This window comes from Chitinophaga sp. YIM B06452 (assembly GCF_039655965.1).
Classification (GTDB): Bacteria; Bacteroidota; Bacteroidia; order Chitinophagales; family Chitinophagaceae; genus Chitinophaga.
The window spans coordinates 87,887-105,857 of sequence record NZ_JAWLKY010000003.1 but is presented as its reverse complement, the minus strand read 5'-3'; the positions used below and the strand labels follow the sequence as shown (position 1 = coordinate 105,857).

The window sequence follows — 17,971 nt, the reverse complement described above, 5'->3', positions numbered from 1 at the left end:
ATTTTGAAATTGGTCCCCTAAGGTAACCAAAATATGCTCTAATTTTATACCAGATTATGGAAACAGCGGTTCAATCTAATGGCCAAAATCATGTTTAGAACAGCAGGCAGACAGCAACAACAGTGCATGTTTGCCGGCAAAAAAAATGGAGGTGTATTATGAAAGCAATAGTTGTGACAGACCAGGCTGCGGGCAAGGCCGGGATGCAGCTTGTGGAGCGCCCTGAACCACAGGGAGCGATCAATGACGTTATTGTCCGGGTTTATGCATCGGCGATGACAGGAGATGAATTGTCGTGGCCTTCTACCTGGACCGACCGTGCCGGCCGTGACAGAACCCCATCGGTCCCGGGCCATGAGCTGGCGGGAATTGTTACCTCCCTGGGTTATGGGACGACAGGGCTAACCATAGGACAGCGTGTATTTGGTCTTACTGACTGGTACCGCGACGGTACGCTGGCGGAATATGTAGCCGTTGAGGCACGTAACCTCTCGCCGCTGCCTGCAGACGTCGATTTTACAGAAGGCGCGGGCCTGGTGATGCCGGGTTTGACTGCATGGCAGGGGCTGTTCGTGCACGGCCGTCTCCGGCCTGGGCAGGCTGTGCTGGTTCATGGCGCCGCCGGCGTGGTGGGCTCAATGGCAGCGCAGCTGGCGCGGGCCGCAGGTGCCTATGTCATCGGCACAGGGCGCGCGGAAGGCCGCCAAAGGGCTCTCGATTTCGGCGCACACGAATACATCGATCTTGAAAACGAAAAATTGCAGGATGCCGGTGAAGTCGACCTGGTCTTTGATATCTTCGGCGGAGATATTGCCAATCAGTCCGCGGGCCTGATCAGGCCCGGAGGAACGCTGGTGACCATCGCAGGGCCTACGGAAGCCCGGCCCGCTAACGGACAGGCAATCGACTTCGTGGTCGAAGCAAACCCAAACCAACTGAATGAGATCGTGCAGCGGCTGCGGGAGGGTCGTTTGCGAACGAACATAGGCAATACTTCCACCCTCAGCGACGCCGTTGCCACCTATAACTCAGCCGACCGGGTAAACGGAAAGACGATTATCCGGGTTCTCCATTAAAAAGGCCGCATGCCGCAGAGTTGAAGCTATAGGGTCAATTGCTTACAGTATTCAGTCTTGTCTGTTAATGTCTGAGTGTATCTTCAATTTGTTCGAGAGCTATATCAGATCTCATAACCTGTTTTCCGACAAAGAAATTGCAATTATTAAGTCCATGGCCATACCGAGGCGGCTTAAAAAAAAGCAATACTTATTACGTCAGGGAAGTGTATGCAGGTTTCAAACTTTCGTATGCAGCGGTTGCCTCCGGTCATATCGTATCGATGACGACGGGTGCGAGCATATTTTTAGCCTTTCACCGGCAAATCATTGGGTAAGCGACCGGGTAAGTCTTGTAACCGAAACACCGTCTGATGAGTTTATCGATGCTTTGGAAGACAGTTCGGTTGTGCAGATCCCGGTAAATAACTTTAAAAAACTTTTGAAAGACATCCCGAACTTCGAGGTATTAAATACCAAAATTATTGCGAACGAATGCAGTACCAGCCGTGATAGGATATATATGATGCTCACCCATCAGGCAGAAGAAAGATACCGTCAATTCATCCGATGTTTTCCGCAATTGCATCATCGTATCCCTGTATTTATGATCGCTTCCTATCTTGGTATAACAAGAGAAACACTGACCAGGATACGCAGTAATATGTCTACCCTTAGTTCCTGCAGGCTTGACTGACACCCAGTAAACTTCAAGCCGGCCCCAAACCTCTTTTCTGCCAAATTAGTTCCTATATTAGCGGCTATGACAGATTTATCTCATACTGAGCATCAAATTCATTATGTCTCGAATTTCCAGGACCTTGTTTCTAGGCCATTCAGTGGAGAAATGAATGCGATTTGCTGGACCCGTGAACTAACAGGTGATTTTTCTGAGATCGTTAAAAAGTTAACGCTAAGCGGAAACATAACGGCAATCGAACAAGCGGAACTTCACCAACTTCAGTTGAGTGAACAGGGAGTACTTGCCCGTGAAATTCTTTTAAATGACCTGGAATTATTGACAGCTCATGGCGCCTCCCCAATCCTTAATGTGATCAGGCACTATGACCGGGATGATACCTACCCTTTTTTCCCAACCGATGTTTATTCTTTTCATGCAGACCACTCTCCTATACCAACCGATACCTTTTTATGCACTTACTATGGCGAGCCGAGTGAAATATTACCAAATTCACAGGGCAAAAAGAAAGTACTTGTTCCGGAAATACGTGATGAACTCAGGAAACTATATCAAGGAGCAGACGAAGGTTTTGAATCATTCTTAAGTGACCATTTCTTTGATCTGCACTACCAGGCTAAGCCTGATGCTCGTCCCATAAGCCTGGGCCTTGGGCACCTGTGGAGGCTGGCGGTTGATCACCCCGGAAGCCGGGTGCCTCCCTGTATTCACCGTGCGCCGAAGGAAAAACCCGGACAGAACAGGTTGTTGATGATCTGCTGAGCCCGGTGAGGGGCCCCCGCATCCAGACAAAAACCGGCGTATTTTTCATTCTTTGTATTTATATTTATATCCGGAACGTTTTCTCATACCGATGGCCACTAACCATATAAAATATTTAAACGAAGATGAGCTGCTGGAAGGGTTGCTGAAAGGCGACGTTCACGCTTTTGACTACATTTTCAATAAATTCTATGGCGCGTTGTGCTTATTTTCCGCGCGGTTGACCTCGGATAAATTTACAGCTGAAGAGATCGTCCAGGACATCTTTTGCAAGCTGTGGAGCAAACACAATGACTTTAACAGCCTGAACTCCATTAAAGCTTTCCTGTACATCAGCACCCGGAATGCTTCCATGAATGCCATAAAAAAACAAAGCCGTAAAATGAAGCATGACCAGGAACTGGCTTTGTCCGGAAATGGGTTTGAGGAACCATTTATCAATGAAATAATTTACATCGAAGCCCTTCGCGAAATCTCAACAGAGGTGAATGCCTTACCGGACCAATGCGGGAAGATCATTAAAATGATCTTTGAAGACGGGCTGCAGCCTAAAGAGATAGCAGATAAACTTGATATTGCCATCAGTACGGTTTACAACCAGAAAATGCGCGGACTATCCATTCTAAGAAAACGCCTCTCGGATAAAGGATTGGGCATTATAACATCTGTTATATTATCTATTTATTTCAAGTAAAGAACTTCCCCGAAAACCCCTTGCCATTGCTGTTTTCGCTTCCCAACCAACCCTTTGCATATCATATTGCCGACGATATTTAAAAAAAATTCAGATCCTTTAGAGGAAATGTGACGGTATGTTGTTTCTACTATGATAACACCAATTAATAGCGATGTCCGATAAAAAGTTATATGACCCGTTTCATATAAGCAGCCTGTTAGCACGCAAGCTTTATGGTACCCTCACCGCATCCGAGGAAGCTGAGCTGGAGGCATGGCTGAATGAAAGTGCCGGCAACAGGGCGACCCTTGAAAAACTCTTAAACGAAGGCACCCGGAAGCAGGAGATCGAACGCTTGCAGGAATTTGACGGGGAAACGGCATTGAAGAGCGTCCGCGCCAGGATCGGGCACCCGGAAAGCGCCGGCAGAAAGACCTTGAAGAGTTATATGAAAAGGATTGCCGCCGCGGCAGCAATAGTCATAGCAATTTCCGCCGGCTTTTGGATATATAAAGTAAAATCGCCGGCACCGCAACTGTCATACCAGGAAGAGAGAGCGGAGATCTCGCCCGGCGCCAATAAAGCCATCCTGGTCCTGTCCAACGGGGATAAAATAGATCTCCAGGCGGCCAAAAACGGGAATATCGCTTACCAGGCAGGCGCCGTTGTAAACAAGCAGGCGGACGGTAAATTAGACTACCGCGGCGATGGCTCTGCCCAGACGGGGACAGCAGATGAGTCAAACACCCTGCACGTTCCCAAAGGCGGGCAATATGAACTGACGCTGCCGGACGGCACCCGTGTCTGGCTAAACGCAGCCTCGTCATTGACATTTCCCGTTGCATTTAACGGGAAAGAGCGCCTGGTCAGGTTAAGTGGAGAAGCCTATTTTGAAGTGGCCAAAAATGCCGGTAAATCATTTCTCGTGAATGTGGATGGTAAACAAACAGTAGAGGTATTAGGCACACATTTTAATATCAAGGCTTATAATGACGATCCCGATATCAGGACCACCTTGCTGGAAGGCTCAGTAAAGATAATCAGCAAAAACAGCCATGCAATTATCAAACCGGGGCAAATGGCCGTCAACAACCTGGAAGCGCCTTTGTCTGTGAGGAACGCAGACCTGGACGAGGTAATGGGCTGGAAAAACGGGCTGTTCGTGTTTAACGACGAGCATATGGAAGATGTGCTGAGAATAGTGGCAAGATGGTACGATGTGGATGTGGAATACCAAACTGACGTCAGTCAAAAGAAACTGAGGGGCATTGTATCCAAATACAAAAGTATTCGCGAATTACTTGATAATATAACAATTACATCCGGGATCCACTATAAAATAGAAGGAAGGCGCGTCATCCTGATGAATTAATTCTTACTAAACAAAATGTTCGGGAAAAGGCCAGGGGCAGCGCAACCAAGCCCCTTGGCAAAGCACAGGCATGAGAGCTGTATGTGCAGGCAATCACTATAATCGCTGTTATCAACCATTTATTTATCTAAGCTTAAATTCCACCGTCCAGATTAAAACTGCATTTGAACGCGGATGTCCTTCCCGTGTTCAGCCTAAACTGATTAACGTTATGAAACTTTCCTTTTTTATCTGCCTTATCGCCTTTGTGCAGGCAAGCGCATCTTCAAAAGCTCAAAAGATCAATTTAAATAAAACGAACGCCCCGCTATGGGAAACGCTGAATGAAATTCACCGGCAAACCGGTTACAGCATTCTTTGCGATCCTGATATCCTGAGCGCGGCAAAACCTGTTACTGTTAAAATAAAAGACGGCTCGCTGGAAGATGCCTTAAAAATATGTTTTAATAACCAGCCCTTTAATTATGTGATCAACCAGAAAACGATACTGATCACACCCGCCAAACCGCCGGCACCGGTGGTCAGTCAACCTGCCGCCACCACCAGGATAACCGGGAAGGTGACGGACGACCAGGGTAGCCTGCCGGGAGCGAGCATCAAGCTGAAAGATTCCAATATTGGTACCATATCAGACGCGAAAGGCAACTATTCCATCAATGTTCCGGACGCTAAAGGGACCCTTGTTTTCACCAGTATCGGTTATTTGACACAGGAAATCCCGATCGAAGGGCGCACTACGATCAATGTGCAGTTAAAGGTGGAATCAAAAGGATTGAACCAGATAGTAGTGATCGGTTATGGCACCGTCCGCAAGAAAGACCTGACCGGCTCGGTTTCCTCCATAGGAGCAACTGAAATAAAGTCACAGCCTATCAACTCTTTTAACCAGGCGCTGCAGGGCAGGGTATCCGGCGTACAGATCACGCAGGCGTCCAATTCACCGGGCGGGGGCATCACCATCCGTGTTCGCGGCGGCAACTCTATTTCCGCCAGCAATGATCCTTTATACGTCGTTGACGGCTTCCCGATCTCCGTACCCACTGCCGCAAACGGGGCAAGTGGAAGCGGCGCCCTTTATGCCAACCCGCTGTCTACGATCAACCCCAATGATATTGAATCGATAGAAGTGCTGAAAGATGCCTCCGCTACGGCGATATATGGCTCAAGAGGCGCTAACGGCGTTGTATTGGTGACCACCAGGCGCGGGAAATCAGGCCAGCCGAATGTTGATTTTGAAACCTACGCAGGTGTGCAGCAGGTTGTAAAACAACTGAAGCTGGGGAATGCGATGGATCACCTGAACCTGAAAAATGAGCAGCTTGCCAATCTTGGTTTCGCTTTAAGGTTCGGGAACCCCAACGGGCCTTATCCTACACCTGTTGCTGCCTATGGTGAAGGTACCGACTGGCAGGAAGAGATCTTCAGGACCGCGCCCATACAGAGTTACCAGCTGTCTGTTACCGGCGGGTCCGACAAAGTACGCTACCTCGTAAGCGGCAACTACCTCAACCAGGACGGGATCATCATTGAGAACAACTTCAAACGTTATGCTTCAAGGATCAACCTGGACGCTACTTTGAGCGAACGCATCAAACTGGGTTCCAATTTTACCGCATCGCGTACAGTCAATAAAGGGGTTTCCGAAGGTCTCGTTGCCGGCCCGATATATGAGGCGCTGACCATCTCGCCCGCCAGCCCGGTGTACGCGCCTGACGGCAGCTACCAGTTACTGAACCTGGGGCCCGGCACCGGCTTTGCGAGCACTCCCAATCCCGTGGCCATGCTGCGTACCTCAACCAATGTGCTTACGACAGACAGGGTGCTGGGTAATGTATTCGGGGATTTCACCATCCTAGAAGGACTGAAAGCACACATCAGCTTTGGCGCGGATATCCAGAACTCATTCAGGAATGTGTTCTTTACGCCGCAAACCCTTGCCGGAAGCGGCCGGAACGGTTATGGAAGCAATGGCACCACAGAAAATATCAATACTTTAAATGAAAATACCCTTACGTATACAAAAAAGCTAAACGAGGATAACGCCTTTGATGTATTGGCCGGTATCACCTTTCAAAGCAACAGGATGCAGCGGACCTACCAGGAGGCGGAGAACTTCCCGAATTATACCCTTGGGGCCAACAACCTGTCTGCAGCCACTACACTGGATGTTACCAGCAGCAGCCTGGAGAAGTGGGGCCTGAATTCTTACCTGGCCAGGATAAACTACCGCTTTAAGGACCGTTATCTGTTCACGGTCAGCGCCCGAGCAGACGGCTCATCACGTTTCGGGGCCAATAATAAATATGGATTTTTCCCTTCCGGGGCGTTTGCCTGGCGTGTATCCGACGAAAATTTCTTAAAGAGCAGCCGCATCATCAGCGACCTGAAGCTGCGGGCCAGTTATGGTATTACCGGAAATGACGGGATCGGTCTTTATAATTCCCTTTCGCAATACACTATCGGGAAAACTATTTTTAACGACGTTGAAGTGCTTACCAACCAGGTTTCCCGCATTGAAAGTCCTGATCTGAAATGGGAAAAGACCGCCCAGCTGGATATTGGTTTTGACGCCGGTTTTATCAACAACAGGATCTCCGTTATTGGTGATTATTACGTTAAAAAAACCAGCGGCCTGCTGTTATACGTGGACCTGCCGGCAACTACAGGCGCCACCAGCGTGTTGAGAAATATCGGCAGCGTGCAAAATAAAGGATTTGAACTTGCGATCAACACGATCAATATCGACAAGGGCGCAAATGGATTGAAATGGACCACGGCCGGTAATGTTTCCTATAACGAAAACAAAGTGGTATCACTTGCAAATGGCGTGGATCATTACTTTTCCGGGTTAACCATCATAGAGGTTGGGAAGCCGCTGGGGTCGTTTTACGGGAATGTATTCGGCGGTATATGGCAAACCAAAGAAGAGATCGCTGCTGCCGGTCCTTTAGCGCAAGCCGGCAGCCTGCCCGGCGCATACCGCTGGCAGGATATAAACGGCGACGGCATATACAATGAGTCCGGCGACAGGCGGGTGCTGGGCAACGGCCTTCCCAGGTTTGTTTTCGGCCTGACCAACAACTTCTCTTACAAAAACTTCGATTTTTCCTTTTTCCTGCAAGGCGTACAGGGAAACAAGATCTATAACAATTTCACCACGTTGATCGACGCGCAATACAATCATCCGAAATCATATTATGAGAATCACTGGACTGCCGCGAAACCCGGCAACTCGGTCGGGGCTATACGCCAATGGGTTTTACCGGCTGTTTCTGATTTTGCGATAGAAGACGGCTCGTTTTTACGGTTAAAAACGGTCACCCTGGGATACCAGCTGCCAGGTTTTACGAAAGTCATCAAAAGAGCCCGTGTTTACGCCAGTGCGCAAAATCTTCTTACGTTCACTAATTACACGGGCTATGATCCCGAAGTGAACGGGGATTTTAATAGTAATATCCAATACGGGGTGGACAACTTCAATTACCCGCCGTCAAGGATCTATATGCTTGGCTTGTCCGTTACTTTATAATTAAAACCTGATCAAAAATGAAAGCACAATATAAGTTGATGAACAAAGCGCTGTTGAGCTTCCTGGCTATAGTTATGATCTTCGGGGGAAGTTGCAGGAATAACCTCGTTGAGGTGCCCTATTCGTTCCTCGGAGAAGAAAATTCCTTCAAAACGGCAAGCGATGCTACCGTTGCGCTGAATGCGGTGTACGACAGGCTGCGTACTATTTATAACATGACGATGATCAATCTTGCAGACGTAAATTCCGAAGAGCTGACCGTGCAATCGAACGTCGGGGCAAGCATACTAGAGCTCGACAATAACCTCTACTCGCCGTCAAACCCTTCATTCGACGCGTTTTACACCAACTGCTACCTGCTGATCGACAGGGCCAACAGGGTAATTGAGAATGTGCCCGGGATCACTATGGACGCAACCGCCAAAGCACAGATCATCGGGGAAGCGAAGTTCCTGCGGGCATTGATCTACTTCGACCTCGTGCAGGCTTTTGGGGATGTTCCATTGGTTACCGCCCCTACAACCGATGTGGTGAACGTGAGCATACCACGCGCACCGGTGGATGAAGTGTATTCCCGGATCATAAGCGACCTGAAAGACGCCGTAGCCGCGAACCTGCCGGCGAAATACACCACCTCGGGGACGATCGGCCGGGCAACCAGCGGCGCCGCGAAATCACTTTTGGCAAAGGTTTACCTTACCCGTAAAGATTATGCAAATGCGGCCGCCGCCGCCAGGGAGGTGATAGACTCAAAAGTTTACAGCCTCTTTCCTGATTATAAGAACATCTTTCCTCCCGAAAACAAAAATGGCCAGGAGCATATTTTTTCAGCCCAGTACAGCTGCATAAAAACATCTTACGGCAGTACAATGGCTGAATCTTTCGCAATTTATTTTTCGTACCCGATCAACCAGGGCGGCGGCGCATACCAGGCAGATTCCAATTATGTAAAATCTTACCTGCCGGATGACTACCGGAAACAGGTTACGATCATCACCCAAAAGGTGAACCCTGCGAACAACGCATTGGTATTATCCCGCACCGGCCCCGCAGTGGATAAGTACTGGGATCCCGCGCCGTGCGCCAGTTTTGCCGCGCGGAACAACTTCATGATCCTCCGTTATGCCGATGTGCTGCTTATGTATGCGGAAGCAATAAATGAAATAAACGGACCAACTCCCGAGGCCTATGATGCCATAAACCAGGTGCGCACCCGTGCGAGGAACGGCAATCCATCCGCTAACCCGCAAAACCTGGCTGGTTTATCACAAGTCCAGTTCAGGGATGCGGTTTTACAGGAAAGAGGCTGGGAGCTCTGCTACGAAGGGCACCGCCGCTGGGACCTGCTGCGGACCGGCAAATACATCAGCACTCTTCAGGCAGCCGGGATACCCGTTGCACAAAAGAACCTGCTTTATCCCATCCCGCAGCACCAGAGAGACGTAAACGAGGCGCTTACACAAAACCAGGGTTATTAAACATCGCTCCGGAACTAAAATTTTAAAATGAAAAAAATACACATAATCATTGCTGTCCTGGTGCTTTACGCATTAAGGGTAAATGCATCCGGCAAACCCACCGTGGTAGTATACGGAGGTACGCCGGGAGGCATATCTGCCGCAGTGGCGGCCGCGCGGAAGGGCGCCAAGGTCATCCTGGTCGAACAGACCGCTCACGTAGGCGGTATGAACACCAGCGGGATCGGCACAGCCGAAACCGAACACATGATCGAGGAAACCATTTCGGGAATTCCATTGGAGGTTTATACCCGGATTGGAAAATCTTATGGAAAAAATAAACCCGCCTTTTATTTCGAATCGCATGTTGCCGAAAAAATATTCCTGGATATGCTCGGCGAACAGGATATATCTATCATATACCGGGCCTTTGCAGATAAAGTGAACAAAAAAGACAATACAATTAAAAGCATTGTATTGTCTAATGGAAAAACAATAAGCGGCGATGTATTTATCGACGCAACTTATGAAGGCGACTTAATGGCAAGAGCGGGAACATCATATACTTATGGAAGGGAAAGCAGATCCCAGTACAATGAACCGCTAGCAGGGATCCGTCTTTTAGACAATCCTATCAACGTTTCGCCATATGATGACAAAGGGCAATTATTACCCGGGTTTTCGGAAGCGAAAGATCTAACCAACGGCGAAGCCAGTAAAAGAATGATCAATTATAATTTCCGGCTGATGATGTCTACCAATGCCGACAGGGTACCGTTTCCCGCGCCGCGGCATTATGACCCGGACCGTTTTATTACGCTTAAACGCCTGCTGGCCGCTCATCCAGGCATGAAGCTGACAGATATCATTGACATATACTCCTGGAATTACCCGCCGGGAAAATATGAGACCAATAACAAACAAAATGCAGTGATCTCGTTAGGGCTCTTTGGCGGCAACACCGGGTACCCGGATGCAGATTACAAAAAAAGAGAGCAGGTATACCAGGATCACAAGGATTGGACATTAGGATTACTTTATTTCTTACAACATGAACCCTCGGTACCCAAACCGTTGCGTGATGAAGTAAATCGTTATGGCTTTGCCCCGGATGAGTTTAAGGATAACGGCAATTTCCCCTATTACTTATATGTACGGGAAGCCCGGCGTATGACCGGCAGCTATGTACAAACCCAGAAGGACATTTTTAATGAGCCGGAGAAGCCCGACGCTATTGCTTTGGGATCGCATTTTGTAGATTGCCATCATGTGCAAAAGGTCGCTATATCCAAAACACAATACGTTAATGAAGGTCGCATTTGGGTCAAAGTGGACCAACCGTATGAAATTTCGTACCGTATCATCACTCCCAAACAAAATGAATGTACAAACCTCCTGGTACCCGTTTGCGCTTCAGCTTCCCATGTCGCCTTTTGCTCTCTCAGGGTTGAAGTTACCTGGATGCAGCTTGGCCAGGCCGCTGGTATTGCCGCAACTATGGCCGCCAAAAATAAAAGGCCGGTACAGGAAATAAATGTAAAACAGCTGCAGGAAACTTTAAAAAGAGACGGCGTGTTATTTGACCGCGATGAGCAGCATTGGATCAATAATGATAGAATTTAACGTTGTGGCAACCTATAAGAATGGGCAACCCGGGAATTCTTCCGGTTTGTCCATTTTTAATTATCAGCGGCTGGTATTCTTCAATATCCATATAGCTCCATTCTTTGTTACCAATTTGTCCAACTTCCCGTTTGTGGTTAATTCGTCTAAAACTTTTTCACTTTCAGGCCTTGCTGTGCCTGTGAGTTCTGCAAATTCTTTTGCTGTCAGCGAATGATAGGTTGAGAACAAAGAATACCAGCTTTTATCGTATTCGTTTTTTGAAATACCTGAACGAACTTTTAATAAAGCGTTTTCATAAAAGCTGTATGGTTTCGAGCCATAAACAATGCCGGTATCCCCTGCCGCGCCGGTAAAAAACATTGTTGGGAAACCTCTTACTCCTAACTCCCTGCCTAATTGCAGATCTTTGTTAAAAAGTTCTTTCGCTTCGCCTTCATAAGCCTTTTTAAACTGAACAATGTCCAGCCCGACGTTGCTGGCAGCTGATTCCAGGTGTTCCCATTTTGTTATATTCTTTTTTTTCAAAAACACCATTTCTCTTATTTCACGAAGAAATAAAATGGCTTTTTCATTGTCTTGCAGCTGGGCAGCTTTAAAAGCAATTGAAGGCGGATAGGAAGAAGGTAATGGATCTTCCAGCCAAACATCACCATCTATGGGCATATCATAATATACACTCACTTCATCCCAGTGGTGGGCAACATCGGAAGGTTTGCTGATCCCGCCGGCGTTGTAACTCCAGTCGGGCAATAAACCGCCCATCCTGTATTCTATTTCAATGCTTTTTCCATATTCCTGTTTGAGTTTCCTTAGCTGCGGCTCTATGCCCCAGCAGGAAGAACAAATCGGGTCGGTGTAGTAAATGATCTTCACCGGCTTCTTTTCGGATCTTAGATTGTTACTATCAGCGGATCCTCCATTGTTTGCAGGAACTTCACAAATACCATTCTCAGGATCGCATAACAAAGGGTTATTATTCTCCATTTTCTTTTTAGTTTGTGCCTGGCCAATCTTATAGCCTGGCAGCATTATTGAAATCAAAATATAAACGGCCAGCTTCATCTTTGAATTTGCACAAAGCTCCGCGTAATCATTTATTCCAACAATAAGTCACTTTTTTATGACTACCGGGCAAAGGTCTTCCACATAAAAAACACCGGCCCTGTTAAGCCGGTGTTCCTGGTACTATTATTGTTTCCGGCGCCCCGCCTACTTAAAATGCAGGATGCCTTCCTGGTCTATCCAGGCGTCAATATGCGAGATTGCTTTTAAATCCTCCATGAAAACGTTGATCGGGTGGTTGCGGTTGATAACGCCGCTGAACCGGCGGGACAGGATCGCCGGGTTGTCAATTACGACCCGGACGCCGTACCAGCGGGGCACTACCCGGCTGATCTCTTCGAGGCTTGCATCGTTAAAGTAGAACAGTCCCTTGCGCCAACTGAGCACCTGCCTGGCCTCAAAAGCAGTCTGCGTGATGGGCTGGCCGGCCCGGTATACCGCCTGCCTTCCAGGCGCCAGCCTGCTATTCCCGGTAGGCGCCTGCATGTTGACCGCCCCTTCTACCAATGCGACTTTTACAACGCCTGAATCATAAGTATTCACATTGAATTCTGTGCCGAGCACCTGCACAGTACTATACGGCAGGTGCACAATGAATGGCTTGGCGGCATCCTTTGTTACTTTCACATAAGCTTCTCCGTGGATGGTGATCTCCCGCCTGTCCCCGAAAGAAAGCGGGAACTCCAGGCGGGTGGCGGAATTGAGCCAGACCTCAGACCCGTCGGCCAGTTTGACCTGGTAATCCAGTCCTACCGGCACGGAAAGACTGTTCATGCCCGCAGGGATCGTATTATTGTTGCCCACCGCATAGGTAAGCACCTTATGGTTATTGTTGAGTTGCACGGCACCGGCATTAATAGCGCCCTCTTCCCGGGAAAGATCGATGACCTGGCCGTTTGCCAGCTGTAATTCAATAACGGGCTTTGAAGGAACTCCGGCCAGGTCCGTCTTCCCGTGTTTGTTGAACTGTTGCCAGCATATAGCCGCGATCGCCAACACGCCGGTAATTGCGGCGGCTGCGGCCCATCTTTTTTTATAGAAGGGAATATGCCTGATCGTTGCCGGTGACTGCTGTTGCTTCCGGAATTCAGCTGCGAGGTTCCGCCAGCTGGGGTTTTCCTTCCGGCGGGCGAAACCTGTCTCCACATCTTCAGCCGGCAGTGAGCCGGCCAGCTCCTCATATGCCGGCCGGGCATGGGGGTTGGAAAGGAACAAATGCTCCAATGCTTTCTCTTCTTCCGGGGTAAGCGTGCCGGTCAGCTTACCCATTAACAAAAATCTTTCTTCTTCGGTTAATTTGTCCATCATACTATAATGACTATTTCGCGGGGCGGCGTCACTAACCAACCATTAGATTTTTTTTAAGCTTTCCCGTAACGACTTCAGTGCCCGGGTCATGTGGTTACTGATCGTGGCCGGGCTGATATTCAGGATGCCTGCGATCTCCGCGTAGCTTAGCTTCTCAATGTAGTGCAGCCGGAATACCCTGGCTGGCATGGGCGGCAATTTGTCTATGGCAGCCTCTATTTCCCGGCGCAGTTCGCGGTTTTCCAGCTGAGCGTCGAGCGCCACCCTGCCGCCCTCTACATAATCAAACTGTTTTTTAAACTTTTCCCGGTTCTGTTCCTTTTTAAGGGCCACCAGGCAGCGGTTGCGGACCGCGCGGACCAGGTAGCTGACCAGGCTGGAATGAACATCCAGGAATAATTTGTTTTCCCAAAAATCGCTGAAGAGATCCTGTACCAGGTCCTGGGCCGCGGCCTCCTCCTTTAGAAAAGAAAGCGCGTAAACGAACAAACGTTCGCGGGTATGCGTATAGAGGATATCGAAAGCATCCAGGTCAGACGCCTTCAGCCGCTCCAGTATTGTATGATAATTCACCCCACCCTGTTGCACGGTGTTAGCATTTTATAGTAAAACTAAATAACGTATGCATTAATTGTCAAAATAACATTATACCTGCCCTGATGGCCACTCCCGGGATGCGGGGCATCCGCCGGTCTTCCCGAACTTTCTCATGTATTGGGATCCTAATTTACAATGGAAGAGCCGGCAGGCATATTCAGCGGCAACGAAAAATAAACCTTTTTGCGTTTCCGGGAAAAAATAAAAAAATCCAGATCCGGTTAGTGACTGCCCATAGATTTTTAGTCTATTGCATAAGCAGGGTCATCTGAAAAGACCATTTTATTCAACCAAACTAACTGTAACATCATGCATACAGACAGCTCGCCTTAGCACGCTCATAAAGGAAGAAAAGCCCCTCCCCGCCTGGACAGCATTGAAGGGGCACGGTCCGGAATATTCAGTATTAAATATCTCTAAACCAAATGCAAGATATGCCAAATATCATTACAGTTTGTATTAACAGGCTGTCGCACCCGGCCTTTCCAAAAGGGAGCGGAAAGTTCATCATGCAAACAACCACATTCATACTCAGCGCTATTATTGCAACAGCGCAAGTACTCCTGGCTGCCCCGGGGCACGCGCAGGGAAACGAACAGACCATCATCTCCCTGGATTACAAAAACGCCCCGATACAGCAGGTCTTTACCGCCATCGAAACGAAAGCCGATGTCGTGATCATGTTCGAGAATACAGGCGCGCTGAAAAACGAAAAGGTCAGCATAACCGTAAAGAACAAAAAAGTCGGGGAGGTTATGGACGCTCTTTTGAAAGGAAAAGGGCTGAAATGGACCATACGCGAAAATGTAATACGGGTAGAAAAGCCACATCCAACCACCGTGTTTAACCCGGTGGCGCCCTCTCCTTCCGCCAGGGATACGGTCAGAAAGGATAGTGTTTTTTTTATTAGCGGCAAGGTAACGGACGACAGCGGCGAATCATTGCCCGGTGCGTCTGTTGTAGTAAAAGGCACTTCCCAGCGAACTGTTACGGATGCCGGCGGCAATTACCAGCTGCCGGCCGTTCCGGCGAACGGCGTCATTTTGTTCTCTTTTGTCGGAATGACCCCGCAGGAATTTCCCGCCGGCGGTTCTTCCGTCAGGAATGTCAAACTGCAGCGGGCCACGGTCGGGCTTGATGAAGTGGTGGCCATCGGTTACGGCACGCAAAAAAAGATAAACCTGACGGGGGCCGTCGGCGCTGTTTCCGGGAAAGACCTTATGGCCAATGTACCCACTAACACCGTAGCGGCATTACAGGGCCGCCTCCCGGGCGTTACGGTCACACAACCATCCGGACAGCCCGGAGACGAAGGGGTGAGCGTGATCATCAGGGGAATAGGCACCATGAACTATGCCGGCCCCATGATCATCGTAGACGGATTGGAATCGAGAATGGACAATATCTCACCCGGTGATATCGAAAGCGTAAGTGTGCTGAAAGACGCATCTTCCGCCGCTATCTACGGATCAAGAGCTGCCAACGGCGTGATACTGGTAACCACCAAACGCGGAAAAAAAGGCGTTTCCGAGATCAATTACAGGGGCTTTGCCGGCTGGCAGGCTACAACGAATCTTCCTGATCATCTGCCATCGCATGAATATGCTGAATTGTACAATGAAGGCAACAGGAACCAGGGCCTGCCTCCCCGTTACAGTAATGATGATATTGCCAAGTACAAATCCGGCACTGATCCCTATAACTTCCCGAATACGGACTGGCTGGGCCTACTGCTTACAGAGTCCGGGTTTACCCAGGACCACAGCCTTTCTTTTGCGGGCGGTAATAATATCACCAGCTACAGGGTGTCTTTCGGGTATTTCGGTCAAAACGGGCTCATCAAAGGGTCTACCCACAAACGTTACAATGCCAGGATAAACCTGGACAGCCGTGTAAAGGAATGGCTGACCCTGGGCATGAATATGTCGCTGTCGAGGAATAACGTGATCTACCCTATTTCGCCATTCAGCGGCGGTGAAGATTTTTTCAGGCAGGCAAACTTTATACCGCCCACGGTAGCCAATAAAAATGCGAATGGCACCTGGAACCGTTATACGGACGGGAATCCCATTGCCTGGGTAGATGCGGGCGGATTCAGGAACGGCACCAATTCCCATTTGCTTGGTAGCGTTTTCGGGGAACTAACCTTATTGAAAGGTCTAACCCTGAAAGGAGTTGCCGGTGTTAACTACGACCTGGGCGATAATAAAAGACATGTAAAAACGATCGAGTACTACAGCAATGGCGTACATACCGTTCAGGGACCCAATAGCGTAACGGATAATATTACCCGCCAGCAAACCGTCACATTGCAAAGCCTGCTGAACTATAACAGGAAGTTTGGCAAACATGACGTGAAAGGTTTGCTGGGAGCTTCCCGGGAAGCTTACAAACTTTCCAGCAACGAGGCATTCCGGAAGAATTTTCCGTCTAATGACCTGGACCAGTTAAACGGCGGATCAACGGTGGGTATGACGAACGGGGGGTACACCGTCGAGTCCCGCCTGGGCTCTGTGTTTGGAAGAGCTAACTACGAATTTGACAACAGGTATTTATTGGAGGTGAACCTGCGGAGAGATGCTTCTTCCAAGTTCAACCGCGGGTACAGGGTAGGCTGGTTCCCGTCATTGTCAGCAGGCTGGAGAGTAACGGAAGAGCGTTTCATGAGCGGTATCAGCTGGATCGATAACCTGAAGCTGAGAGTATCCTGGGGACAGCTGGGGAACAATAATATCGGTGACTACAATTATTTCCAAAGGATAAAATTAGGGCAGAACTATAATTTCGGCGGCATTGTTGCAGACGGCGCCGCCACCACTGTCGCCAGCAATGTGATCATCAGCTGGGAAAAAACAACAGAGCTGGACCTTGGTATTGATATCGATCTTTTCCGGAACAGGCTGTTGTCCATATCTGCCGATTATTACAACCGCTATACAGACGATATCCTTTCCCCTGTTCCGGTTTCAATGTCCTTCGGGTTACCCGCACCGGTTGTAAACGCCGGCGCCATGAGGAATAAGGGCGTCGAGCTGTTGCTGGAGCACAATTATGCAATAGGGAATGTTCAGTATACCGTATCCCTGAATGGCGCATTCAACGAGAACAAAGTAGAGCGGTATAAAAATCCTTCCAAAGGAGACCTGATCTACGCGGAAGGAGAACCATGGGGATCTTATTATGGTTACGAGGTAACGGGCATTTACCAGACAGATGCTGAGGCTTCAGCTTCCCCGCATGTAGACGGAGCGCCCGTAAAGGCCGGCGACCTCATCTTTAAAGACCGCAACAAAGACGGGAAGATCAATGGCGACGACAGGATCGTGCTGGGCAATACCATCCCCGGGATCACTTATGGAGCCAATATCAACCTGAAGTACAAAGGATTTGACCTGTCTGCTTTCTTCCAGGGCGCCAGCAAGGTAAGCCGTGTGATAGGCGCTGAATCATTCTGGGCATTCGACCCCAACAACGCATTGCGCATGCACCTGGACAGGACCATCACCGAAAACGGGAAAGTGGTTAAAAACGGCCGCTATCCAAGAATACTGATCACCGAGAAACATAACCAGGTAATGAGTTCCTTCAGCGTATTGAATGCTTCCTACCTGCGTTTAAAGACCGCCCAGGCAGGATATACACTCCCGGCAGCATGGTTAAGGCCGGCGGGCATTACCAAAACCAGGGTATACGCCAGCGGGCAGAACCTGCTGACCTTCACAAAATTCCCTTCCAGCTTCGATCCGGAGCTTTTATCCGGCTCCGGCAACGGCACCTATCCACAGGTTAAATTTTACACAGTAGGAATTGACGTAACATTCTAAAAC

General features: G+C 48.9%; 11 protein-coding genes. 8 read left to right on the top strand and 3 right to left on the bottom strand.

Annotated features, from left to right (window positions below; all coding sequences use genetic code 11):
- The first annotated feature begins 158 nt into the window (after positions 1-158).
- The 7 genes from R3I13_RS17375 to R3I13_RS17345 all read left to right on the top strand — a co-directional run bounded on the left by R3I13_RS17375 (position 159) and on the right by R3I13_RS17345 (position 11,174).
- Complete coding sequence (locus tag R3I13_RS17375; RefSeq protein ID WP_346319225.1) at positions 159-1,076, top strand: NADP-dependent oxidoreductase; 918 nt, start codon at positions 159-161, stop codon at positions 1,074-1,076.
- A gap of 742 nt (positions 1,077-1,818) precedes the next feature.
- Positions 1,819-2,517, top strand: coding sequence for a hypothetical protein (locus tag R3I13_RS17370; protein ID WP_346319224.1), 699 nt, complete (start codon positions 1,819-1,821; stop codon positions 2,515-2,517).
- A 91-nt stretch (positions 2,518-2,608) separates the two neighbouring features.
- Positions 2,609-3,211, top strand: coding sequence for an RNA polymerase sigma-70 factor (locus tag R3I13_RS17365; protein ID WP_346319223.1), 603 nt, complete (start codon positions 2,609-2,611; stop codon positions 3,209-3,211).
- Between the two features lie 154 nt (positions 3,212-3,365).
- A complete protein-coding gene (locus R3I13_RS17360) occupies positions 3,366-4,565 on the top strand; it encodes a FecR domain-containing protein (RefSeq protein WP_346319222.1) in 1,200 nt (399 codons plus the stop codon).
- 211 nt (positions 4,566-4,776) lie between these two features.
- Positions 4,777-8,094 (top strand): TonB-dependent receptor, encoded by a 3,318-nt coding sequence (locus tag R3I13_RS17355; RefSeq protein ID WP_346319221.1) that lies wholly within the window; start codon positions 4,777-4,779, stop codon positions 8,092-8,094.
- 17 nt (positions 8,095-8,111) lie between these two features.
- Positions 8,112-9,572: a RagB/SusD family nutrient uptake outer membrane protein gene (locus R3I13_RS17350; RefSeq protein ID WP_346319220.1), complete on the top strand. Its 1,461-nt coding sequence runs from the start codon at positions 8,112-8,114 to the stop codon at positions 9,570-9,572.
- 27 nt (positions 9,573-9,599) lie between these two features.
- Positions 9,600-11,174 carry an FAD-dependent oxidoreductase gene (locus R3I13_RS17345; protein ID WP_346319219.1) on the top strand — a complete coding sequence of 525 codons (1,575 nt, stop codon included), beginning with the start codon at positions 9,600-9,602 and terminating at the stop codon, positions 11,172-11,174.
- Positions 11,175-11,237: 63 nt separating this feature from the next.
- On the opposite strand, the gene R3I13_RS17340 is transcribed toward R3I13_RS17345, so the two are convergent.
- The 3 genes from R3I13_RS17340 to R3I13_RS17330 all read right to left on the bottom strand — a co-directional run bounded on the left by R3I13_RS17340 (position 11,238) and on the right by R3I13_RS17330 (position 14,135).
- Entirely contained in the window at positions 11,238-12,239 is a 1,002-nt protein-coding gene (locus R3I13_RS17340; protein WP_346319218.1) for a ClpXP adapter SpxH family protein, read from the bottom strand.
- Between the two features lie 147 nt (positions 12,240-12,386).
- Positions 12,387-13,547 (bottom strand): FecR domain-containing protein, encoded by a 1,161-nt coding sequence (locus R3I13_RS17335; protein ID WP_346319217.1) that lies wholly within the window; start codon positions 13,545-13,547, stop codon positions 12,387-12,389.
- Between the two features lie 42 nt (positions 13,548-13,589).
- Positions 13,590-14,135 (bottom strand): RNA polymerase sigma-70 factor, encoded by a 546-nt coding sequence (locus R3I13_RS17330; protein ID WP_346319216.1) that lies wholly within the window; start codon positions 14,133-14,135, stop codon positions 13,590-13,592.
- A 518-nt stretch (positions 14,136-14,653) separates the two neighbouring features.
- Between R3I13_RS17330 and R3I13_RS17325 the strand changes: the two genes are divergently transcribed.
- Complete coding sequence (locus R3I13_RS17325) at positions 14,654-17,968, top strand: SusC/RagA family TonB-linked outer membrane protein (RefSeq protein WP_346319215.1); 3,315 nt, start codon at positions 14,654-14,656, stop codon at positions 17,966-17,968.
- The last annotated feature ends 3 nt before the right edge of the window (positions 17,969-17,971 follow it).